This is a genomic window from Halorhodospira halochloris (assembly GCF_002356555.2).
Lineage (GTDB): Bacteria > Pseudomonadota > Gammaproteobacteria > Nitrococcales > Halorhodospiraceae > Halorhodospira > Halorhodospira halochloris.
In genome coordinates this window covers 919,838-941,693 of the sequence record NZ_AP017372.2, presented here as the reverse complement: position 1 = coordinate 941,693, position 21,856 = coordinate 919,838, and the positions used below count along the sequence as shown (strand labels likewise).

The 21,856-nt window shown below is 54.4% G+C and carries 18 protein-coding genes and 1 tRNA gene; 5 read left to right on the top strand and 14 right to left on the bottom strand.

The window, feature by feature from the left end; genetic code table 11:
- Window positions 1-4: 4 nt before the first annotated feature.
- Window positions 5-81 (bottom strand) — tRNA-Glu (locus tag HH1059_RS04405).
- A gap of 178 nt (window positions 82-259) precedes the next feature.
- Here HH1059_RS04405 and HH1059_RS04400 point away from each other — a divergent pair.
- The 3 genes from HH1059_RS04400 to HH1059_RS04390 all read left to right on the top strand — a co-directional run bounded on the left by HH1059_RS04400 (window position 260) and on the right by HH1059_RS04390 (window position 3,376).
- Window positions 260-1,942 carry an AAA family ATPase gene (locus HH1059_RS04400; protein ID WP_096408740.1) on the top strand — a complete coding sequence of 561 codons (1,683 nt, stop codon included), beginning with the start codon at window positions 260-262 and terminating at the stop codon, window positions 1,940-1,942.
- Window positions 1,943-2,022: 80 nt separating this feature from the next.
- Window positions 2,023-3,159 (top strand): flagellar hook-length control protein FliK, encoded by a 1,137-nt coding sequence (gene fliK, locus HH1059_RS04395; RefSeq protein WP_096408737.1) that lies wholly within the window; start codon window positions 2,023-2,025, stop codon window positions 3,157-3,159.
- Complete coding sequence (locus HH1059_RS04390; RefSeq protein ID WP_096408735.1) at window positions 3,146-3,376, top strand: hypothetical protein; 231 nt, start codon at window positions 3,146-3,148, stop codon at window positions 3,374-3,376. Before fliK ends, HH1059_RS04390 begins: the two co-directional genes overlap by 14 nt.
- A 62-nt stretch (window positions 3,377-3,438) precedes the next feature.
- Here HH1059_RS04390 and HH1059_RS04385 read toward each other — a convergent pair whose 3' ends face one another.
- The 3 genes from HH1059_RS04385 to gltX are packed head-to-tail and all read right to left on the bottom strand — an operon-like array spanning window position 3,439 to window position 6,720.
- Complete coding sequence (locus HH1059_RS04385; protein WP_096408732.1) at window positions 3,439-3,852, bottom strand: DUF2802 domain-containing protein; 414 nt, start codon at window positions 3,850-3,852, stop codon at window positions 3,439-3,441.
- Window positions 3,853-3,892: 40 nt separating this feature from the next.
- A complete protein-coding gene (cysS, locus tag HH1059_RS04380; RefSeq protein WP_096408730.1) occupies window positions 3,893-5,281 on the bottom strand; it encodes a cysteine--tRNA ligase in 1,389 nt (462 codons plus the stop codon).
- The gene (gene gltX / locus HH1059_RS04375; RefSeq protein WP_096408727.1) at window positions 5,281-6,720 is read right to left on the bottom strand and encodes a glutamate--tRNA ligase; all 1,440 of its coding nucleotides are present in this window, start codon (window positions 6,718-6,720) and stop codon (window positions 5,281-5,283) included. The genes cysS and gltX overlap by 1 nt, the downstream gene beginning before the upstream one ends.
- A gap of 48 nt (window positions 6,721-6,768) precedes the next feature.
- Between gltX and HH1059_RS04370 the strand changes: the two genes are divergently transcribed.
- The gene (locus HH1059_RS04370) at window positions 6,769-7,500 is read left to right on the top strand and encodes a UDP-2,3-diacylglucosamine diphosphatase (RefSeq protein WP_096408725.1); all 732 of its coding nucleotides are present in this window, start codon (window positions 6,769-6,771) and stop codon (window positions 7,498-7,500) included.
- A 12-nt stretch (window positions 7,501-7,512) separates the two neighbouring features.
- Here the strand turns inward: HH1059_RS04370 and dusA are convergent, their stop codons facing one another.
- Complete coding sequence (gene dusA / locus HH1059_RS04365; protein ID WP_096408722.1) at window positions 7,513-8,493, bottom strand: tRNA dihydrouridine(20/20a) synthase DusA; 981 nt, start codon at window positions 8,491-8,493, stop codon at window positions 7,513-7,515.
- On the opposite strand from dusA, the gene HH1059_RS04360 reads away from it, so the two are divergent.
- The gene (locus HH1059_RS04360) at window positions 8,464-8,943 is read left to right on the top strand and encodes a hypothetical protein (RefSeq protein WP_162549357.1); all 480 of its coding nucleotides are present in this window, start codon (window positions 8,464-8,466) and stop codon (window positions 8,941-8,943) included. The genes dusA and HH1059_RS04360 overlap by 30 nt on opposite strands.
- A 378-nt stretch (window positions 8,944-9,321) precedes the next feature.
- On the opposite strand, the gene HH1059_RS04355 is transcribed toward HH1059_RS04360, so the two are convergent.
- The 9 genes from HH1059_RS04355 to HH1059_RS04315 form a co-directional block, all read right to left on the bottom strand.
- Window positions 9,322-9,897, bottom strand: a complete 576-nt coding sequence (locus tag HH1059_RS04355; RefSeq protein WP_162549356.1) for a porin family protein — start codon at window positions 9,895-9,897, stop codon at window positions 9,322-9,324.
- 768 nt (window positions 9,898-10,665) lie between these two features.
- Window positions 10,666-11,085 (bottom strand): hypothetical protein, encoded by a 420-nt coding sequence (locus HH1059_RS04350; protein WP_162549355.1) that lies wholly within the window; start codon window positions 11,083-11,085, stop codon window positions 10,666-10,668.
- A 50-nt stretch (window positions 11,086-11,135) separates the two neighbouring features.
- Window positions 11,136-12,827, bottom strand: a complete 1,692-nt coding sequence (locus HH1059_RS04345) for an IS1634 family transposase (protein WP_096408712.1) — start codon at window positions 12,825-12,827, stop codon at window positions 11,136-11,138.
- A 130-nt stretch (window positions 12,828-12,957) separates the two neighbouring features.
- The gene (locus HH1059_RS04340; RefSeq protein ID WP_162549354.1) at window positions 12,958-13,389 is read right to left on the bottom strand and encodes a hypothetical protein; all 432 of its coding nucleotides are present in this window, start codon (window positions 13,387-13,389) and stop codon (window positions 12,958-12,960) included.
- A gap of 435 nt (window positions 13,390-13,824) precedes the next feature.
- Window positions 13,825-14,298, bottom strand: a complete 474-nt coding sequence (locus tag HH1059_RS04335) for a PEGA domain-containing protein (RefSeq protein WP_096408706.1) — start codon at window positions 14,296-14,298, stop codon at window positions 13,825-13,827.
- Between the two features lie 95 nt (window positions 14,299-14,393).
- A complete protein-coding gene (locus HH1059_RS04330) occupies window positions 14,394-17,564 on the bottom strand; it encodes a type I restriction endonuclease subunit R (protein ID WP_096408704.1) in 3,171 nt (1,056 codons plus the stop codon).
- Window positions 17,551-18,522, bottom strand: a complete 972-nt coding sequence (locus HH1059_RS04325; protein ID WP_096408701.1) for a GIY-YIG nuclease family protein — start codon at window positions 18,520-18,522, stop codon at window positions 17,551-17,553. The genes HH1059_RS04330 and HH1059_RS04325 overlap by 14 nt, the downstream gene beginning before the upstream one ends.
- A complete protein-coding gene (locus tag HH1059_RS04320; RefSeq protein ID WP_096408699.1) occupies window positions 18,519-19,826 on the bottom strand; it encodes a restriction endonuclease subunit S in 1,308 nt (435 codons plus the stop codon). Before HH1059_RS04320 ends, HH1059_RS04325 begins: the two co-directional genes overlap by 4 nt.
- Window positions 19,823-21,796 carry a type I restriction-modification system subunit M gene (locus tag HH1059_RS04315; RefSeq protein WP_096408696.1) on the bottom strand — a complete coding sequence of 658 codons (1,974 nt, stop codon included), beginning with the start codon at window positions 21,794-21,796 and terminating at the stop codon, window positions 19,823-19,825. Before HH1059_RS04315 ends, HH1059_RS04320 begins: the two co-directional genes overlap by 4 nt.
- Between the last annotated feature and the right edge of the window lie 60 nt (window positions 21,797-21,856).

Sequence of the window (21,856 nt, the reverse complement as noted above, 5' to 3'; positions counted from 1 at the left end):
GAGTTGGCGTCCCCAACGGGATTCGAACCCGTGTCGCCACCTTGAAAGGGTGGTGTCCTAGGCCGTCTAGACGATGGGGACGTATTGCCTTGAAGCGATGCAGATAATAGCTATCCGCCACGGTGGTGTCAATGCCTCCCGTCGAAAAATTTACCACACGGAACATGATCACAAGCGACCAAGAAATTGTTAAAGTGATGTTACCCCGATTGGGCGCATTAAGAGCTGTGCCAACCGGCTTCAAGCCAGGAAGATAATTATGGCGACACAGCCAGGCAATGAACTCAAATTTTCCGAAGAAGGGCTATACCGCCTAGGGCTTACCGGTCAGCCGTTTGCTGATCCGCTCCCTCAATTTGAGGATACCGCCCGCATAACCCAATTAAATGTCGCCCTAAGCCTGCTGCAGAGTGGAGAGAGGGTTGTATTCGTACGTGCCAGCGCCGGCCTTGGCAAGACAACCTTCCTCCAGCGCCTGATTGAACTCCAGCCCCCAGGGCTGCAGATGACCTATATGCAGGCCGCCCCGACAACAACCGCCGAAGAGTTATTCGCCAACCTGCGCGCCTGCATGGAAAACGACCCTGAGCTGGCCGCCACTTCGATTGATAGATCGCAGATAAAACACAAAATAAAAGGGGCAAGACGCGCCGGCACCCGGCCGGTAATAGTCATCGATGATGCTGAACAACTGCCCGAGCAAACTAGCTCCGAACTCATAAGCCTGTGGAGCGAACTTGATCGGAGTGGTGAAGGTTTCGGCATCGTTCTTGCCACCAACCAGAACCAAGAGGGTAAAGCCCGCAAAGGCCGGACAAGCCTAGATTCACTGCTGCCACAAGAGAGAATCCATACAACGCATCTCTTCCCCTTTAATGAGCAGCAGACCGACGCCTACCTGGAACACCGTCTAACCAGTGCTGGTGCCGAACCTGATCTATTGAGCAAAAAAGAAAAACAGGCCATTTTCTATGACTCAGATGGATACCCCTCCGCAATACATCATCATGCATACCGCACTCTGAGCGACAGGTTAGCAAAACGCTATGATGATCTGCCTAGCGCCACCTCACCCATCAAGAAGGGAGACAAAAGATTGCGCTGGCCACTCCTCGCTGGCTCAGGGGCTGCTATCTTCTGCGCTGGCGCCGCATGGTATGTATCAGGCACCGATATATTTAGCATTTCAGAACCCGATCTTGACATAACCGCCCAACCACCGACTGAAAACGGCACCGCAAACACCTCCGAACCACCCGAAGGTACGCCGCTGCAAGGTGGGGATAGTGAATCCGAAGCGCTTCGCGATGATGGAGAAGCGCCTTACGATTTAACCATGCCTAGCCAATACAGCTTCAGCCGCGAGCTGCGCGCAGATTTAGAAACAGAATCCGACCAGGTAGATGATGACCTACAGGATGACTCCCCATCCCTGGAGGAGGAGGCTGCTGAGACCGGCCATGAGGAACCCGAGGCTGAAGACGAGCAAACCCAGGATATCGCCGCTGAGGACGACCATGAGCATGAACTTCAGCAAGACGAAGCTGAGCCATTAGATGAAGACCCTGAAGTGGCTGCAGCCACAGAAGAAACGGCACCTGACGAGCAAGAGCAACTAGCGGCTGCAGAGGCAGACGACCCTGAGGATCAAGACACCAACCAGTGGCTTGAGGAGCAAAACAGTGAACACTTCACCATCCAACTGCTCGGCGCCAGAAACCGCGACTCTGTAGTCAACTATGCCGAAGAGCACGGCCTAAATGAAGATACGCAAATCATTGAGAGCCGCCGAGAAGGAGAGCCGTGGTACATATTGGTTTACGGCAGCCACGAAGACCGCACAGCGGCCAACACGCAAATCAATCAACTGCCAGATGAAGTGCGCAGGTTCGGACCTTGGGCCAGAACCTTCTCATCCATAGAAGAGGCGATCGATAATTAGCCAAATCAGCAAGGAGGAAGCATCAATACCCCCTTGCCATATGCCATGCAACAGCAATTAAGCGGGAAACTTAACTAACAATGGTCGGCCTTAATCAGATCCAAATCTGTTTCCCGCAAATGACAGGCCGATTGCCCCTGACTTTTTCTCTGGGCCAGAGGTTCATCGCCAACGTCCGCAAATCCCCCCATGGACTAGTTTTAGTATTTGGCGAAAATCGCCTGCCGGCTCGCGCCGAGACGATCGTAGCCGATGGAGATAGATTGCTTCTCGAGGTTGCGGACATACGCCAGGATTTGATCTTAAGGGTAGTAGAGCACTTCGGTCAGCGCCCCGCCCTGCAGCAAACGCTGCGCCAGACGATCCCCCGTCAAGGTAGTGTCAAGCAGCTGATTAAGTCCATGACAAGCAATCTTGGTACTTATGATGTAGCGCAGAGCAACTTCATCAGCTCCTTACCTACCCTGCACAGCCTGCAGCACCCCGGTTCATTCAACCAAGCCTTTTACAACTCCGGGCTTTTCTGTGAGCACCGCATAGCGTCTACTCAAACCCCTGAAGATTTAGCCAAAGACCAAAAGGCTCAACTATTGCGCTGGATAAGGGCGATGCGCTCTGACACCGGCTCCAATTCCAGCACCAACATTCGCACCAGCACCAGCACCAGCACCAGCACCAGCACCAGCACTAGGAGAGCTACACACGCTCCCTCCCTGGAAGCAACACCTTCTCAGCAGGACCCAATCCTAAATAGTGCCGAGGCCTTCCTCGCGCGGATCACCGCTCTCCAGACCCGTCTTGCCCTCAACCAGCAGGCTGATTGGTCCTTAGAGATACCACTACGCGACGATAATGGGCTGGGGTCGGCGAGCCTGCGCATACGCTGGAGCAGCGCAGAGACAACTCAGCATACCAATGAAACCGATAGCAACGAGATTCAGCGGGTTTTTACTGTAGATGCGAGCCTCGATTTGCCCGCCGCTGCACCAATGTATGTTGCCCTTTTACTGCAGGGCAAATCGATCGACTGCGCCTGGTGGAGCACTTGCGCGAAGACTGTCGCCGCCTTACAGGCTAGAATCCCGCAGCTACGGCAAAAACTGGCAGAACAAGGGCTGGACCAACAGCGCATCAATGTCCAGCAAGGCTGGCCAAACCAAGATCAAACTGCTCCCGCGGTAGAGATCCCAGCAGGGATGATCCATGAACAAGCCTGATCACAGCATCGCGCCCACCAACAACCCGCGCGGCGAGGACATTGTGCGACGCGCCGAGGAATATGATATCCCGCTCGCCGGGGACTTGGATCTTATAGCTGCACTTGGGGACATAACCCCACCGGATGAATTACCTGAGGAGTTAGAAGCGGTAATCTGCACCCTCTTTGCACACGCCAATGAGGTGCGCGACCAAGTTAACCAGCGAAACGACTGAGCCGAGAAGAATACCACGCATATATTTGGTATAACCTTGCCCCCTCTGCATCTGCCAATCTGCTACTTTTCGCCACTCGAAGGCGAATGCAGTAACACCACCAGGTCGGCCTCGACCTGGCTTATCTGGCACGTCTCAGCTATCTCCTGCGCTGCAGCCCCTTTGCGCGCCATCCGTATAGCCTGGTTAAACCTCCCGCCGTCGGAGCCACCCGCTGCTGCCACCTGATCAAGCCGGCGGCGCAGACGCGCCAGATTCTGTTCGAGCCTGGCCAGGTGCTCACCCTGGCCTACCGCTCCTGCCGATAACCCCTGAAAGTGCTCCAATATCTGCTGCGTAGTTGCCTCTAGCCCTTCCATGCGCTTTTCGGCCCGCTTTATGCGGCCAGTGAGGCCCAGCGCGTGCCATGCAGCCACGATCGCCACACCTGTCGCCGCTACAGCAACCACCAGCGCTACAGCCGTCAGCGTATCCATGCAACCACCCCAAATATCACTATAGAGCCATTACCAGGCTTCACTGTTCTTTTCGCCACTTAGTCCCATGGGGCGTATCTTCAAGGGCTATGCCACGCTCATGTAACTGATCGCGTATCCGATCGGCCTCGGCAAAGTTGCGGTCTTTGCGCGCTTGCTGACGCTGCTCTATCAAGTCTTCGATCGCCGCGCGCTCTTCAGCTGAGAAGCTGCCCTTCATAAAATCTTCCGGGCTCTGCTCCAGCAATCCCAGTATGCTGCCCAACTCACGCAACTCGCCGGCCTTGTTACGCGCCTGTTCGGCTTCGCCCGCTTCACGGTGACGATTTACTTCACGAGCCAGCTCAAACAGTACAGCCAACGCCTCACGAGTATTGAAATCATCATCCATCGCCGCCCGGAAGCGCTCACTATACTCGCTTTGCCTATCTGGTGAGGAGCAGTCACCATCAAGATCGCGCAGGGCGTTATACAGCCGCTCAAGGCTGCCCTTTGCCTCGTCGAGCGCCGCAAAAGTATAGCTCAGTGGGCTACGGTAATGGCTCGAGAGCAGAAACAGGCGCACCACTTCGGCTGGATGCTCGGCGAGCACATCCCGAACGGTGTAGAAGTTGCCCAGAGATTTGGCCATCTTCTCATCACCGACCCGCACATGGCCGTTGTGAATCCAGTAATTAACGAACTTCTTACCCGAGGCGCACTCACTCTGGGCGATCTCATTCTCATGGTGAGGAAACTGCAGATCTAAGCCCCCACCGTGGATATCAAAGTGCTCGCCGAGCAGATCACGCGACATAGCCGAGCACTCAATATGCCAGCCCGGACGCCCGTCCCCCCACGGCGAAGGCCAAGCCGGCTCGCCCTCCTTCGCCGCCTTCCAGAGGACGAAGTCAGCTGGATCACTCTTCGCCTCATCCGGCTCTATGCGCGATCCGGCCCGCAGGTCCTCAAGCCTGCGCCCGGAAAGCTTGCCGTAATCGGCAAAACTCGCCACCGAGAAATAGACATCGCCATTATCGGCAGCGTAAGCATGGCCACGCTCTATGAGCTGGCCGATTAGCTCGATCATCGATTGCAAAGACTCTGTCGCCCTTGGCTCATGGTCCGGGGGACCGACCCCAAGCGCGGCACAATCTTCATGCATGGCAGCGATAAAGCGGGAGGTAAGATCGCTGAGCGACTCGCCATTTTCGGCGGCACGCTTGATGATCTTGTCGTCGATATCGGTAATGTTGCGGACATAGACGACTTCATAGCCTAACCAGCGCAGGTAGCGCACTATGGCATCGAAGACCACCAAGGCCCGAGCATGGCCCAAGTGGCAGTAGTCATATACGGTCATGCCGCAGACGTAGATGCGCACCTTACCGGGTTCGATTGGCTCAAAAACCTCCTTGGCACCACTTAGGCTATTGTGGATCCTGAGCATTACTCCTCCCTTTGCCCATGATCTTCGGCAGCCACCTGAGCTGCTCGCCGCAGACGCTCTACCACTCGCTCACCACCCATAAGATCTACTAGGGGTTGCAACTCAGGGCCGCTACAGCGCCCCGTCAAAGCAGCGCGCAGGGGCATAAACAGGGCCTTACCTTTGGCCCCGGTCTGCTCTTTAATGGCCGCGGTCAACCCCTGATAGCGGTTATAGCCTTGTTCTGCACAATCCGCTGCGGCAGCGAAAAAGCCCTCGCCCGCCTCGACCAAAGCCTTATGGGCCTTGTCATCAAGCTCTGGCGGTGGCCCAAACACCCTTTTGGCCCAATCTCGAGCCTCTTCGGGAAAGCGCACATTGGCCCGAATTGCGCTAACTAGTTCGTCTGCGTAGCCAGGCGGGGTAAGCGCGTCAATCCCCATCCACGCCCGCAGCCTTAACGGGCTTGCGGCTTGAACAGCCAGTTCCTGCCAGTGTAATAAGTGGTTAGGATCGAAACGCGATGGCGCGGTGCTCAACCGTGACGGATCAAAACCGGCGGCAAGCTCATCAAGATCAAGTAGCTGTTCGCCTTGTTCATAAACGTGCCCAATCCGGGCCAAATAGTTGGCAACTGCCTCGGGCAAGTAACCGGACTGCTCCAAATCGGCGACAGAACGACTGCCGTTGCGCTTGGATAGCGGGGCACTATCATCACCAAGTATCAGCCCCATGTGCGCATAGCGTGGCGCAGGCAGATCAAGCGCCCGCAGGATCAAGAGTTGGCGTGGGGTATTGGTCAGATGATCGTCACCACGCAGCACATCAGTGATCCCCATCAAGGCATCATCTACCGAATTAGTAAACAGGTAGGCTGCGGTGCCATCAGCCCGGCGAATAATAAAATCACCCAAGTCGTCGGTGCGAAAGCGCTGTTCACCATGGACCGCGTCGACGAATGAGATCTCCTCGCCGGGCGGGACCCGAAAACGCAGCGTCTCGGGCTTACCCTCGGCCCGCTTGCGCTCGACCTCTTGAGCCGACAAACGGGCACAAGTACCGGGATAGCGCGGCGGCTTGCCAGCGGCGCGCTGGGCCCGGCGCGCCATCTCTAGTTCTTTCTCGCTACAGAAGCAGGGATAGGCGTTAGCGCTTTGTTCGAGCTGATGGTAGTAAGCGGCATAGATGTGGCTGCGCTCGTACTGATAATACGGCCCGCCGGGACCGCCCTGCTCGGGGCCCTCATGCCAATCCAGACCGACCCAGCGCAGATCGGCCATAAGGGCCTCGGCGGCCTCAGGCTTATAGCGCTCGCGGTCGGTATCCTCAATCCGCAGCACGAACTTACCTCCGCGGCCGCGCGCTAATAACGCGCTGAACAGGGCAGTCCGCAGGTTACCAAGGTGGAGAGCTCCCGTAGGGCTCGGTGCAAAACGTGTCTTCACAGTGTTATCTTTCATAAAAACTATTCTACAGACTTTGTAAAATCCATTGCCAGGGAGCGCCGCATGGCTAAACCAGTTCTATTTATCGCCGATCTGCATCTCGACCCTTCCCGAGCAGACATCGTCCAAACCTTCGGGAGATTCCTTGAGCGTGAAGCGCCCCATGCCGAGGCCATTTACATCCTGGGCGATCTATTCGAGGCGTGGATCGGGGATGATGCTATAAGCGGCGATGAACCCACTATTCAGCTGCTCAACAGAGCAGCAACCCGCGCGCCAGTATACATTATGCATGGCAATCGTGACTTCCTCCTCGGTGAACGATTTTGTCAGCTAACCGGCACTCATCTGCTCGACGAACCGAGCATCGTAGATATCCATGGCCACCGAGCGTTGATCCTCCACGGTGACAGTCTCTGTACTGAAGATCATGAGTATCAAGATTTTCGCGCCATGGTGCGAGACCCGCGCTGGCAGCAAGAGTTCCTCGCTTTGAGCATTGAGCAGCGCCTAGCCAAGGCACGCGAGGCGCGCGACCGGAGCAAAAGCCGCAACAGCGAGTTAACCGAAGAGATCATGGATGTATCGCCGCAGGCCGTTGATGAGATAATGGCCAAATACGATGTTCAGTGGCTCATTCACGGCCACACCCACCGTCCCAATATCCATCGATTTGACGCCACTGCCGGCCCAGGGGCCCGTTTCGTTGTCGGCGACTGGTATGAACAGGGCAGCGTGCTGCGCTGCACCGAGCAGAAATGGGAACTGGAAACTCTCGCCCTTGAGACTGGTTAAGTTGAGACGCTTTTAATGCTTTTCCACCTGGCGCAGCGCCTGAGTAATCACCTCAGGCCCGGCGCCCGGTTGTTGACTGCCTTCGGTAAGATGGCGCCGCCACAGCCGCGCCCCCTTGCAGCCACGGTATAACCCCATGAGCACCTTTACCAGCTGCGACATAGGCACCCCGAGCTGACGCTGCCTTTCAACATAGGGTAGATACTGTTCTACTGCCTCGCGCCGCGCTGGCGGCTCGCCACCCATTATCGAGCACTCCCACAGGGCCATGCTGTAGGGGTTAGCAAAGGCCTCGCGGCCTACCATGACGCCATCGACATATCCAAACTGCTCAAGCAGTACCTCTTCACTGGCTATGCCGCCGTTGAGGACGATCTCAAGATGGGGAAAGTCACGCTTGAGACGGTGAACACGAGGGTAATCGAGCGGCGGTATTTCGCGGTTTTCCTTGGGGCTTAAGCCACTCAACCAGGCCTTGCGGGCATGGACAATAAAATTACTGCAGCCGGCCTCAGCAAGCCTGGCGATAAAGTCATGCAGATAGTCGTAACTATCGTGATCATCGACCCCGATGCGGGTCTTTACAGTAACCGGGATACCCCCTTCGTGGAGGGCCTGAACACACTCGGCCACTAACTCCGGCTCGAGCATCAAACAGGCACCGAAACGCCCGGCACTTACTCGTCCACTCGGGCAACCAACGTTAAGGTTTACCTCATCGTAACACCACTGAGCTGCCAACCTGGATCCGTAGGCAAGCTGCTCAGGCGAACTGCCCCCGAGTTGCAGGGCGATTGGGTGCTCCGCGGGGTCATAGTCGAGAAAACGCTGCGGATCGCCATGCCACAAGGCCAATACTGGCACCATCTCAGAATAGAGGCGCACCCGTGGTGCAAGTATACGCAGAAAGTAGCGGGCGTGGGTGGTTGTCCAATCCATCATCGGCGCCACACTCAAGGGCCCATGTATTGGTTTCAAGGGATTGCCTGTCATATCAGTATTCTAGCTTCATTCATTGCCGACTTGGTAACGGACTACCTCGAAGAGTTCGAGGGCAAGCTTGGTCGCTCCAAGCGCTATGCACTGGAGGCACTATGCGAAACGGTGCTGGCCGAAACACCGCTGTGCGAGCTTACTACGCAGGCCGTCGTCAACTACGCCCGCGCCCGCCGAAAGACAGGCACGGGCGGCTCGACTGTAAACCAAGACCTCATCTTCCTCGGTACCGTGCTAGATTACGCACAGCACGCATGGCACTACAAGTTCGACACGCAAGCCCTTCCCAACGCTCGCAAAACGTGCCGTCAATCACGCATCACCTCCAGCTCCAAAATCCGAGACCGAAGACCGACGTCCGAAGAAATGCGTCTGCTGCTAGAATGGTTCGACAAACCGCGCCCACGCGGCCCTGAAGCCCGCACTCCGTACGCCTCGGCTGTTTGAAGCAGGTTACCAAATTCACGAAGTTAGGGCCTTGACGCTCCATGAGAGCTGGGGCACTTTACAACGCTACACCCATCTTCTACCTGAGGACGTCGCACTTCGAACTTAGGGCATCTTCAGCGCCCCTTTTGGCTTGGGCAGTCCCCAAAGAAGGGCTACCCCTTGGAGTAGCTCCAGATTCCACGTGAGCGCACACGAAGAATCAATAACTTACGCGACACCCTTCATAGCCGCCCGTTTGTCCTTCGGCGGCGGCATTTCATGCCCAACCTGTGACATTGCAGACCCTAGACCTCGGTCTGCGGTCGGAGGCTGCTGGCAGTATGCTGAAAACACCAAGGTTAAACCAAGTAGACTCTTTCATGCTCCAAGTCGCGACTAGAAGAACATAGACAAGCCCCCACTCAAACCATCAACATCGAATGTGCTGCTATTGATGTAGCTAATATACTCGATGTTAATCGTGACCCTATCGGTAAAATAAAAAGCCGCGCCAAATCCTGAAGAGAAACCGGTCTCTTCCTCCGACAATGAACCCCCAGACGTAGAAGCCTCAGCTTCAGCTCTAGTTACGCCAAGGAGTCCATATACGGAAAACAAGTCAACCAGATGAGCATGCCATAGGCCGTATGCGCCCAGTATATATTTGATTTCAAGATCGACATCATCATCTGCGTTGTAATAACCAACTGAGTCTTTTGTTACACCTGTTCCAAACCTCACTTCCGCTGCAAAACGCTCGCTAGCATGTATACCTAAACGGCCTAAGGCAGTTGTGAAACTCGCCTCCTCCTCCGACCTCCATCCATAATCGACATCGACAAAGCTTATCTGCAACCCTCCGTAAGGTGCTTGATCAAATTTTGGCGCTGCAAATGAACATAAAGAGAACAACGACATGGCAGCCGCACAAAAAACGCGCAGTGCAGTTTTTTTACACAAATAGTTCATCATACTCTCCCCTCTTGGAACATGGCCAATAATAATTATCTGGCTAGCATGAAGACTCTCTGTGGACCTCATGCCAGTCGCTATTTTGCACTACTTTGCCAAGAATAGCCTGGACAGATTGTCATCACTGATGCATTTTTGCGGGTGGGGCACTGTGGGCGATTTTTTATGTGGACTACCAATACTTGGTCATAGCTATCGGAGGAGGAATCACTAACAAGAGGAGACCTCGAACCCCCCCCTGCCGAGGCACCACGATCAGCGACACTAAATCTGGCATCAAAGAACATCCTGGTGGGTTTGGTGGGATCAATCCAGCCCCCTACTCTAAACTGTCAGACGATTTTGACTGACAAATTTTAGTTCTGCAGAGGAAAGATCCCACGAAACCCACCAAACCCACCATAAAGAGGCGCGACCGCTGGGGTCGCCGTTCGCGGTAAAGGCGAGTATCGCTTTCGGCGCGATAGAATCAGGATCTCGCGGGATGGCAAGATGACGTAGCCGTAGTTATACATATCAGCTACTGCGTGACAGTCACGACGTACGATTGAGCAACTGCACTGTTTCATCGTCTGTACCAAAAAGCTAGCGGTACTGCTGCCACACTATATGTAACTCCACCAACTTCCTGCGCAGCTCAAAAAAACATGCGTTATAAGACTCGACAGGCGGAGCGAGGCTCTAAATCAGAGCGATCGCTCCCTTCCTCACGCACATGGTTTTTTGACAAGGTAGACCAAACAATAATCGCCTACTGTTTAGGCATTATCAGAACCTATAAACTGCTTGAAGATTAACATTTACTTCAGTGGGTGTAGCAGAAGAGCCTTCATCATCCGAAATATCTACTGTCTTAAAGGGATCATCTGCATCATACGTTCGATTAAGCATTTCATCTCCAACTTCTTCATCATCATATTCAATTAGCATTGCTTCTACACGTAATGCTAAGGGTATCTGTTCAAACTGTTGCTCAGCACCTATGCCGATACCAAGCCCAGAAAAGTCTTCATCTTGAGAAAGTGATCCGGATACTAACTCATCATCAGGAACGTATGAGTTAGAATGTTCATATTCAAAGTTTCTCATTTGATATGAGACTTTTGCATAAATCATTGAACTGGAAGCAACAAGATAACCAGTTCGAATACCTATGGAATACCCGTCGCCCCCAACTTCAACAGCCACAGCCATAAGCACCTGATGCGCCGGGGGCGCAAATCAATCTTGGCACAACATTAGGCGGTGGTTGCTTGTTTCGGCGGCTTCACCTCCATATCTTTAAATAGCTTACGTTGCAGATTGCTAACCGAAACGCCGGTATGTGACTCGCCGTTTATCTTGACCCTATGCCATTGCACTGATTCCAGCGCTTCTAGTGCGCGCTCGACGCTATATTCTGACTTATTGGCCTTAAGGCGCATGCGCAGTAAACGGTATAGAATCAAGGCTAGAAAGCAGATCAGCGCGTGAGCCCGAATTCGATCCGGCAAGCGGTGATGCACTGGTGCGATCTGCAGGGTGCTCTTCAAGGCCCGAAATCCGCGCTCGATATCAGCCAAGGAGCGGTAGCGGTCGACTATAGTCTGAGCTTGGTAATCATTTAGGCTGGTAACTAACAACAGCTTGCCATCCATACGCTCTGCCGCAGACCAGGCCTGCTCATCAATGTGGTAGCTGAACTGCTCATCCCCAAGGTCAGCTTTTACTATACTGCTCATATTGTGGCGCAGCACAGTTTGGTGGAAACGTCGATGTGCGCTGCGATCTGTTGATCGCCGCCCACGGCCAGGGCAGCCCGCATCTTGCTTATCGAGGCGCTCGGCTAGTGCCTGGCCGATCTGATCAATACGTTCGATTTTGCGCCGGCGCACACGCGTCTGCTCTTGCGCACGCTGCTGATTGTGCGCCACCACTAAGCGCCGGCCCTGCCAGCTGGTTTGCGTAACCGATTCGGCGTTGCTAGCCTTCGCTGCTTCAACTAGCTGGGGGTGCACCTCCGCCAAGATCTCCTCAAATTCCGTATAACGGCGGCCAGGTACAGCGAGGATATAATCGACAGCCAAGCCTTCCTGTTCGGCAAGCGCTTCTAAAGTATCGACATTATCAAGGCTGAGCATCCCTCGGTCAGCTACCACAACTATACGTTCAAGCTTACAGCGGCTGAGCAATCGGCGAACCATCGGGGCAAGGGTATGAGTCTCCGCCACATTGCCTTCAAAAACCTCGTGTGCAATGGGCAGCCCCTCTGCGGTTTGCACCACCCCTAGAGCGAATTGACGGGCAACTCCTGCGATATCCTTGCTCTTACCGTACTGGCGCAGATCGTTACCGAGTTCTGTTTCCCCATGTATGCGAACGCTAGTGATATCATAAAATACTACGTTAAGCTCCTGATCTAGGAGCGGTCTGAGAAGCCGTGCGCTAGTCTCCTCTACTGCTTCGCTTTGCTCCACAAGCGCATCCATGGCTCGCAGCAACTGCTCATAGTAGATCTTTTGAGTGTCTATCCCCGGCAGATAAACCTGCTCCAGCCAGCGCATGACGCCAAGTTTGCTGCTCGGATCACACAGCCGGTTGAACACCAGCAATCGAATCACCTTCTCCAGGTCGAATTCTCGGTAAGCTGAGCGAAACGCCTGGCGTAGTTGCTGCTCGAAGCCTAGCTCATGCCAAAGTTCTGTCAGCAGCCATGAAGGGCCCAAAGAAAGGGCCGGGTCAAAATGGATGCTAGCAGGGTCTAGTCCTTCGGCCCCTGTATGCTGCTTAAGGCTATTCGCTAGGCTTTGGATCTTGTCGTAGGTTGCGGGCTGATCGGCACGCCCGAGTTGGGCGATTTGACGATGACGAGTGCGCCCATTCTGATCTCGGTAGCCCTCGACCAGGCGCAGATACTTGTGTCCATTGGATTGAGAAGCGCGTATGAACATGGCTCAACATTATACGCGCTTATATTCTGCTGAAAAAGCCTATTACGGCAGAGTTTGGCACAACAAGCAATCGGCGCTATACAGCAGTTAAGTTACTGAATCGCATGAACGGAAGGGGCCTGAAAAGAGTTCATAAAGGGGGTAACCTGTTGAACTTGGGGTCGCCAGCTTCAACTGTTGTTGATCTTTCATCTATAGTATCTCCGGCTTCAGAATTTGTATGGCCGGGGTCTTCGTTCAAAACACGATCATAATCTAATATATCTTCATCTGACATGCCGAAGCTATATGCAACCTCACCTCCAAAATAAAAGCTATCTACTTGCACCCCATATCCAGCTAGCAAATCTGCATTTGTTAGGTAGTCTGAATATCCATCATACTCAACTCTTGTTTGTGTTGCCGTGCCCCTCTCGAACTTTGTTTCATGTTCAAAATCGTAAGACCCAAAAACTCCTAACCCACCGCCAACGTATAGCCCGGTAAGGTCTGCGCTAGCTAATGTTGATGTAAGTACTAGTGGGCTTGCGAGCAAGGCGGCAAGAACTCTTGTCTTTCTCATATCGGATATCCTTTCATCGCTTAGCTGCAGAGAATCAGAGCTTTCAAGGTGCACAGTCATGATCTTAACAATCAATAAGTTAAATAATCATTTGACGTGCCTTTGTGTTATATTAGATTGTCCTGGTAGCTGTGCTATCAGGCAATCACGGCTGGGCAGCGGAGACTCACCTTAAAAGCCCTGGTTTTACCAAAAAAACCAGATGCAATGACTTCAATCAGGCTTTCAAGGCTCAGAGATTTTAATTTGCACATCCTTAGGGCACCTCAAAAAACTCTTGCTGTAGCTCTTACTGTCGGCAGATTGGCCAATCGAGAGAGTTTTTTCTTCGAGGTGCCCGCTTGTTAGGACCAGTCTATCAACCCACGCTGTGGAGTGAGATAGAGTTCAAAGGTAGCGACGCAAATGTCAACTGAGCGCAATTTCGGGCTGTATTCAGTTAGATTTTGGTAAGGTACCGACCCGCTCCCACTCTGGTTCAGCTTCGAGCACTACGAATACGAACAAGTCTTGCGATTTTTCCCATTCGCCAACTTCTTCCGAGCGCAGTTCGGCGTGAAGTTGCTCAGGAGACAATTTGTATAGCCCGCCAGAGACTGCGTCAACAGCAAGGCCAATCAACCCGCCGAATAGGATGTTCCCCCACACCCACCCACTTACACTTCTCGTGAACGTAGTCTCATATGGCTCGTAGCCGTCTAGCTCGATCTTAATTATGTGATTGTCTTTTCGAGCAAGTTCTGTTGTGACCGGTGTATTACCGAGTTGCTTTCCATTAGCCGAAACCGTAGCACCTGAAGGACTGCTAGATATCCCCACATCCTGTGTTGTACCATGGACAATAGACGCGCATCCGGCGAGCAGCAATGCTGCGAAGACCCCTACAAAAAACCAAACACTATATTTCATAAATTACCGCCCCTCCCCTGAAAAGCAATATACTATCCTAGCTTGTACGCAATGTACCGTTTTGCACCAATTTGCCGCACAACAGACGCCGTGACTCATGACAAAGACTCTTCTTTCTCCTGCTTCATAAGCTTAACGATCAACCTAGCCAACGCATCAAAGCTCTCGTTACTCTCAAGCACCTTGGTCGCCATCTCCTCCCGCTCTTGCATACTATCTATGACAATCTGCTCGAGGATCTTCGGCAGGCTCCCGTGCATCACTTGATCGATATCGTAGGCCTCGACCTGTTGGCGCACATGCTCATGCCGGCCAACCCGTGTGGCTAGATCACGCGCCCAGTTCAGCTGATCCTCATCGGCTATATCCTGACCGAATAGCTCGTTGAGCTTGTCGATAATCTCTTGGAGCTGTTTCTTTTCTGGCTCACGGGCTGTTCCAGAGCCGACCTCGCTCACCGGTCGTAGCGCATATTCGCCCTGCTCCTCACCGAGCTTGAGCGAATGCTCGGCTTGCTTCTGAATCCGATAATGGGTCAGCTGCAGTTCCGAGACATCGACACTATCCTCTTCTATGCTCTCAAGACGCAGCAAAGGCACAAGGTAGCGCCCGAAGACTGCCAGTGCCTCCAAGTCGCGATCGTTGTAATTAATGACCTGGGAGAGGAACTCGTAGATGCGCACAAAGCTGTTCAGATCCTTCTTGAAAAGCTCAAGCTCCTGCTTGGTCTCGTTAGCCTCCTTGAGTTCATATTCAGCGCGTTGCTGGCTGGCCTGATCGCCCTGGCGCTCGGCGCGCTTACGCTCAGACTCCCAGTTGCGCACATCTTCAAGAGCTGCCTGGTAGCGCTTTTGAAAGCGATCCTGGGCGGGGCGAACCCAGTAATTGAGCTTAGAGTCCTTAGCTTTGGGGTCGTAGAAGGTATAGGCGAAGTTCTCGACCTCTTGCCACTGATAGATCTGCGCCGCGTTGAGCTTGCGCATTAGGTCATATACCACCTGTGCATCAGAGACATCCTCAAGCTGAGCGGTGTTGTAGTAAGGCTCAAAGGCCTTGCGGACCTCATCGGGGTCATTGACGAAATCAAGGATAAAGGTCTTCCCCTCCTTACCCTCGAAGGGGCGATTAAGCCGACTCAGAGTCTGAACGCAGTCAACGCCCTGCAGCCGCTTATCGACGTACATAGCACATAGTTTCGGCTGATCGAAACCGGTCTGAAATTTATTGGCTGCGATCATGACGTTAAAGTCATCGGTGTCGAAGGCGTCACGATGATCGCGAGCCTTGAGCCCAGGGTTGAGCAGGCTGCTGCGCTCATCTACCGGCTGCGGAATCACTTCGTCCGGCTCTACCTGCCCGGAAAAAGCCACTAGGGGATGCACATCGGTATAGCCCTGCTGATCGATGTACTTGCGCATCGCAAGCTGGTAGCGCACCGCTTCACGGCGACTGCTGGTGACCACCATGGCCTTGGCCTGACCATCGAGCAGATGGCGGACATGGTCGCGGAAGTGCTCGACGATGACCTCCACCTTCTGCTCGATGTTGTATTCGTGCAGCCGCACCCAGCGAGCGATCTTAGAGGAGGCCTCACGCGCATCGACCTCATACGCCTCTCCCCGTGGATGGGCTAGCCGGAAAGCGGTCTTGTAGGTGATGTAGTTCTGCAGGACATCGAGGATGAAGCCCTCCTCGATAGCCTGGCGCATGGAGTAGACGTGGAAGGGTTCCGGCAGGTTGTCCGAGGCCGGGCCCCGGGAGGGATCAGGCGGGCGGCCGAACATCTCCAGCGTCCGAGCCTTGGGGGTCGCCGTAAAGGCGTAGTAGCTGATCCGATCCGAACTGCCACGCGCTGCTAGAGCTGCATCAAGTAGCTCCTCGGCACTTATCTCCTCAGCCTCACTGCGCTCAACACCGAGCAGCGCCTTGAGCTTATGCGCCGAAGCTCCGGTTTGCGACGAGTGAGCCTCATCGGCGATAACAGCATACTTGCCAGCGGCTAGATCCTTGTGCCGATCCAAAGCATCAAAGAGCGCCGGGAAGGTCTGGATGGTCACGACGATGATCCGGGTGCGTTCCTTAAGAGCCTTAGCTAGCTGCTCCGACTTGCTAGTCCCTTCGCCTCCGGTTATCGGGCGAACAACTCCGCTGGCGTGCTCGAACTGGTAGATCGTCTGCTGTAGCTGCTGATCGAGCACATTGCGGTCAGTGACTACGATCACTGAGTCGAAGAGCTTGTCACCATTCTCGTTATATAGACTGGCAAGCTGATGGGCGCTCCAGGCGATCGAGTTACTCTTGCCCGAGCCTGCACTGTGCTGGATCAGATAGCATCGCCCTGGACCTTCGCGCCGCGTTGCTTCGATCAACCGCGTAACAACCTTCCACTGGTGATAGCGGGGGAATATCAAGGCCTCTTTTTTAGTCCGCCGCCCGTGGAAATCCTCATGGGTCTTTTGCTCCAGGTGTAGAAAGCGCCCGAGAATGTGCAACCAGTTATCCGGCTGCAGCACTTCACGCCAAAGATAGCTAGTGGCGTAGGCATCCTCAGATTCAGACGGTGGATTACCTGCCCCTCCCTCAGCAGTGCCGCGGTTAAAGGGGAGAAAGCTCGTGGCCTTACCCTGGAGGCGGGTTGTCATTGCCACCTGATCCTGACTGACGGCGAAATGCACCAGCGCGCCGCGTTTTAACTTAAGCAGCGGCTCCTGCTTGCCGTTGCTCTTCGCCTTCGGCTGCCGGTCATGCTTATACTGCCGGATAGCCTGGTCTACCGATTGCTGAAACTTGCTTTTAAGTTCCGAGGTGGCCACTGGTAGTCCATTGACGAATAGGGCTAGATCAAGGCGGGGGTTGTATTCGCCCTCTTTTGCATGTGGCGAATAGGATAGTTCGGGGACGACCCGCAAACGGTTCTGCCGGTAGCGCTCAAGCACGGTTTGGTTCATCGCATGGTCGGGCTTGAAGGTAGCCAGTTCCACCTTCGCCCCAGGGGTGCGAAAGCCGTGGCGCAGCACCTCAAGTGTGCCGACCTTATCTAGTTCACGGGCAACGTGATCGAGCAGAGCCTTCTCCGGTCCACGAGCGTTGTGCTTGGCGAAGCGCTCCCACTGATCAGGATGCGCCTCTTGGAAATAGCCGATCACATCCTCAGGATAAAGGGCGCGCTCGCGGTCGTACTTATCGGCGCTGCCCACCAGCCACCCTGAGGCGGCAAGCTCGTCGATAATGGTTTGCTGGAAGGCACGCTCTTTAGGATCCGCCATCGCTTGGGCTCACTCTCTGATCACTGGCCGATGCCGCAGCCTCCTGAGCAGCCTGCACCTGCCGATCCTGCCATTCAGCATAGGTCTCATGGGTGCCCTCAACCTTCCAAGCGACACGCCCATTGGCCGTCCGGCCCGATACAATCGCCGCCGCAGCACTCGGGCTTGAGAAGGTCTGATCCTGTGTGAACTGCAGATGGCCCGCACCGTCATCAACCAGGACCCCGTCCTCACAGAGTTGATGGAACTGTGCCTCGTAACCACCGCTCGGCCCTTTCCAAGACCCTCGGGCTAAAGAGCCAGATAAAACGTAAAATTCGCCCTCGTACTCCCTACCACGGGCTTTGAGGCCGTGCTTAGGCACTTCAAGATAAAACTCCGGTGACGGCTCCGATTTCGATTGCTCTTCAACCCCCTCAGGCGCCGAAGGTTTGGCAGAGGCCCGCAGGAAGTCGAAGCCAAGCACCGGGAGGACGACGCGGATCTGATCGAGGAAGAAGGCCATATCAGCTCGATCGGCCTCCGGGAGGTTGGCATACTCTTTAGACGTACCATTAGCCAGCCTGCATCGACCGATATCGATGGCGTTCTGGATGAGCAAACTCTCAAGATGCTTGACGTGAGCCTTGGTCAGATTCTGGTCTTTGCTAGTGACCAGGCATACCTTCTCCCAGAAATCCTTACCGCCATTATCCTCAGGGCGGTTGTGCTGCTTGAGCCGAGTACCGACATCATCGGTCTCGCCGATGTAGACCAGCGGACGCAGGCTGTTATCCGGATCCGGACCCACTAGGAAGTAGACGCCCGTGCGGGCGCACTCCGGACGCTGGATAAGCTCGCTGAGCTTGCTCCGCGGCCCGGTCAGCACATGACCGGTCCAGTTCATGATCTCGGCGGTGATCAGCCCGTTCGGCGAGTCATCCACCAGGAACAGGCGCAGGCTGCGGCCGTAGCTCATGTAACCGCTCCTTCTCCTTCATGCTCCGCTTCCGTGCTAGATGCAGGCGGTGTCCAGTCGCGGACGTCGATCTTGCCGGTGACGGCGGCAGAGATCAGGGCTGAGCGGCGTTCTCGAAGAATTTCATTTAATCTCTCAGATTGAATTACCAGGTCATCTGTTTCTTTCGTTTTCTTTTTTAGATGCCTAACTATTTTAGCTTGTTCACATTTAGGCGGCACCGCGCACTTGAGACTTTCTATGTCGGGCATGTATATTGTCTTATGAGTAGACCCGACCATAAGACGGCTAAACTCTCCAGACATCGACCTAAAAACATAGTATAAAAACGACGGTTTCAGCTTGCTGCAGCAGACCCAATTCGCAAAATCTTGTGTCGTTGCCATTGGCCTGCCCATAATCCCAGCGTATCCAACAGATGCTGTCCTAGAAAGTATTACTGTACCCCTAGGAAGAAGTCGTGCACCGGATTTATTAACACCTTGTTCGCTTATCTTTTCTTTTGTGTCTCTGACGACACCAACTTGGCCAGAACGAATCTGCCAGACATCCGCCAGCGAAAACCATGGTATTGTGCAATTCACCCATAGCTCGGGGCGTTGTCGACTGGGTGTATGGCCGGATTCAAGCTTCGCAAAATAACGGACCTTTCCCACACTCCAATGCTCCGGCACCTCCCCCAGCCACTCCACACCGGAATCCTTCATCGGCACATCCGGATCGAGGCCCTTGGTGACGGCATGGGATATCACCGCCTGGCGCTTCTCCTTGAGCAACTCGATCAGGCGCTGCTGCTCCTCAATCAGGGCGTCGATGCGGGCGGTTTCGTGGTCGAGGAAACGCGATATATTTTTCTGCTCTTCTAGTTTCGGCACCGCGACCCCAAGGTTAGCAAGATCCTCCTGAGACATGCTCGGAAGAGCTGTATTCGTCGAAAGGCGCCGAAAAGGAAAAATGGTAGAGTAGTAATAAAGGTATGCAGCATCTACACCATCTTTAACCACAGTATAGAACATGGTGTCTACTGTCCAAAATGGACCCTTGACATATAATGGCTTATCTATAGTGCCCTTCCTCCCCAAGAGAACTGACTCGCCGGCATACAAATAATCGCTAGCCCTAGCGAACTCACCGCCTGACCCCAAAACAGGGTAGCCGCCTTTATCAACTTTCACTTTTTGATAGTCCTGCCCATTGCAGATCGAGGCGAGCCGCTTAAGTGCACATACCCACCAATGACTAGGCACTAGTCCAATCCACTCAACACCCGAATCCTTGTACTCTGGATACGCCGGAAAGCTCATGCCGACAGCTCCTCAATCATCCGCTTGATTCGGTCAGTGCACTCACGCAGATCGGCATCAATCTCCTCGAGCGGTCGCGGTGGTTCGTACTTGTAGAAGTAGCGGTTGAACGGGATCTCATATCCAACGATGCCCACCTCACCATCAAGCGGGTCCTTCTTGCTGGTGTCGATCCAGGCGTCAGGTACGTGAGGCTGCACCTCACGAGCGAAGTAGTCATCAACAGATTCTGTCAGGGGGACGTTCTCGGCATCGCGCAGCTCGGGATCCGGCTCGGCGCGCCCCCTATTGTCACGGCAGACCGGCGCCTCCGGGTCACGCTCACTCAGGGCGGCAAGCACAGCCTTGTGCTCGCTGGCTTTGAGCTTGACGCCCTGCCTTTGGAGAGCCGTATCGAGTTGCTGCTTGAAAGCTTCCCGGTCCTGACAGAGGGCACCATCGAGCTGCCGACAGGCGTCCAGGATCGCCTGCTGCTGCTCTTCACCGAGTTTCTGGATGGGTTTCTGCTCCGTAATCCGGGCAATGCGCTCCTCACTGGCCTGGAAGTTAAGACGCAGCGGGCGCTCGACGGTAATCCGCCGGTAGCCGAAGGTCTCTACGGGGAAGATTCGGCTCTCCTCATTCTCGTCGTAGCACCCGTAGAGCTGGACAATAGCCTTGATAGCCTCCTCGTCTAAGTACTGGCGCTTGTTGCCGAGCGACTTGCGCATCTTGGAGTAATATTTAGTGGCGTTGATTAGCTGAACGTGGTATTTGCGCTCTTCGGGCTTGGCGTTGGATAGGATCCAGACGTAGGTGGCGATGCCGGTGTTGTAGAACATGTCAGTGGGCAGGGCCACTATGGCATCGACAAAATCACGCTCGAGCAGGTAGCGCCGGATCTCCGATTCCCCGCTTCCGGCACCACCGGTGAAAAGCGGTGAGCCGTTGAGAATGATGCCAATGCGCGAAGGCCACTGACTGCTCTGGTCCTGGCGCATCTTGCTCACCAGATGGAGAAGGAAGAGTAGTGCCCCATCATTGACCCTTGGCAACCCCGGACCAAAACGCCCGGCATAGCCTCTCTGCTCGTGCTCTTCGTTCACTGCGCGCTGACTACCCTTCCAGTCCACCCCGAACGGCGGATTGGCGAGCAGGTAATCAAAGCGCTCCCCTTCGTGCTGATCGTCGGAGAGCGTGTTGCCCAGGGTGATGTTATCCACCGGCTCGCTCTTGATAAGCATATCCGCCTTGCAGATGGCGTAGGACTCAGGGTTGAGTTCCTGGCCATGCAGAGAGACATCAACGCCTTCACTAATCTGCTGGATGTAGCTCTGCGCCTCGGATAAGAAACCTCCGGTGCCTGCTGCCGGATCGTAGACCTTGATTATCTCACCGGGACGGAGCCGCTCCTGCTGACCGGTGAACACCAGGGAGGTGGTCAGATGCACAACATCGCGTGGTGTGAAGTGCTCACCAGCTGTCTCGTTGGAGGCCTCGGCAAACTTGCGAATAAGCTCCTCAAAGACCACGCCCATGGAGAAGTTGTCCAAGCGCTGCGGACTGAGATCAATAGCTGCAAAGCGCTGTACTACCGGGTAAAGAGCATCGCCGTGCTCAAGGCGCTCAAGAAATTCCTCAAAGCGAAAATGCTCAAAGACCTCTCGCGCCGCCGGGCTAAAGTGGCGGACATAATCGTTGAGATCTTCCCGGGTGTGAGTCTCGGAAACAGTGGCTAGCCGCAGCGGCGAAGTATTATAGAACTGCAGATCGGCTTCGTTGCGCAGGATACGATCACGCATCGCTGCCGATTTGTCATGGTAAGCCTTAGCCTTCTCCAGCACCCGGTCGCGGGTTGGCTCCAGAACGCACTCCAAGCGGCGCAGTAGTGTGAAAGGCAAAATCACGCGGCCATACTGCGACTGCTTTAGCGTTCCGCGAAGAAGATCAGCAACCCCCCAGATGAAACTTGCTAAGTTTTCTTGGTTCATCCGTTTTAACCCTACTCCTTGATTTCTGCAGCTAATGAACCCTTGACATAGATTAACTCC

Coding starts and splice junctions, on each gene's coding strand:
- HH1059_RS04315 (WP_096408696.1), bottom strand. CDS start 21,796: ATGAACCAAGAAAACTTAGCAAGTTTCATCTGGGGGGTTGCTGATCTT.
- HH1059_RS04390 (WP_096408735.1), top strand. CDS start 3,146: ATGAACAAGCCTGATCACAGCATCGCGCCCACCAACAACCCGCGCGGC.
- HH1059_RS04340 (WP_162549354.1), bottom strand. CDS start 13,389: ATGAGAAAGACAAGAGTTCTTGCCGCCTTGCTCGCAAGCCCACTAGTA.
- HH1059_RS04345 (WP_096408712.1), bottom strand. CDS start 12,827: ATGTTCATACGCGCTTCTCAATCCAATGGACACAAGTATCTGCGCCTG.
- HH1059_RS04400 (WP_096408740.1), top strand. CDS start 260: ATGGCGACACAGCCAGGCAATGAACTCAAATTTTCCGAAGAAGGGCTA.
- fliK (WP_096408737.1), top strand. CDS start 2,023: ATGGTCGGCCTTAATCAGATCCAAATCTGTTTCCCGCAAATGACAGGC.
- dusA (WP_096408722.1), bottom strand. CDS start 8,493: ATGACAGGCAATCCCTTGAAACCAATACATGGGCCCTTGAGTGTGGCG.
- HH1059_RS04330 (WP_096408704.1), bottom strand. CDS start 17,564: ATGGCGGATCCTAAAGAGCGTGCCTTCCAGCAAACCATTATCGACGAG.
- HH1059_RS04320 (WP_096408699.1), bottom strand. CDS start 19,826: ATGAGCTTTCCGGCGTATCCAGAGTACAAGGATTCGGGTGTTGAGTGG.
- HH1059_RS04370 (WP_096408725.1), top strand. CDS start 6,769: ATGGCTAAACCAGTTCTATTTATCGCCGATCTGCATCTCGACCCTTCC.
- HH1059_RS04360 (WP_162549357.1), top strand. CDS start 8,464: ATGTATTGGTTTCAAGGGATTGCCTGTCATATCAGTATTCTAGCTTCA.
- HH1059_RS04325 (WP_096408701.1), bottom strand. CDS start 18,522: ATGAGCTACGGCCGCAGCCTGCGCCTGTTCCTGGTGGATGACTCGCCG.
- HH1059_RS04385 (WP_096408732.1), bottom strand. CDS start 3,852: ATGGATACGCTGACGGCTGTAGCGCTGGTGGTTGCTGTAGCGGCGACA.
- HH1059_RS04335 (WP_096408706.1), bottom strand. CDS start 14,298: ATGAAATATAGTGTTTGGTTTTTTGTAGGGGTCTTCGCAGCATTGCTG.
- cysS (WP_096408730.1), bottom strand. CDS start 5,281: ATGCTCAGGATCCACAATAGCCTAAGTGGTGCCAAGGAGGTTTTTGAG.
- gltX (WP_096408727.1), bottom strand. CDS start 6,720: ATGAAAGATAACACTGTGAAGACACGTTTTGCACCGAGCCCTACGGGA.
- HH1059_RS04355 (WP_162549356.1), bottom strand. CDS start 9,897: ATGATGAACTATTTGTGTAAAAAAACTGCACTGCGCGTTTTTTGTGCG.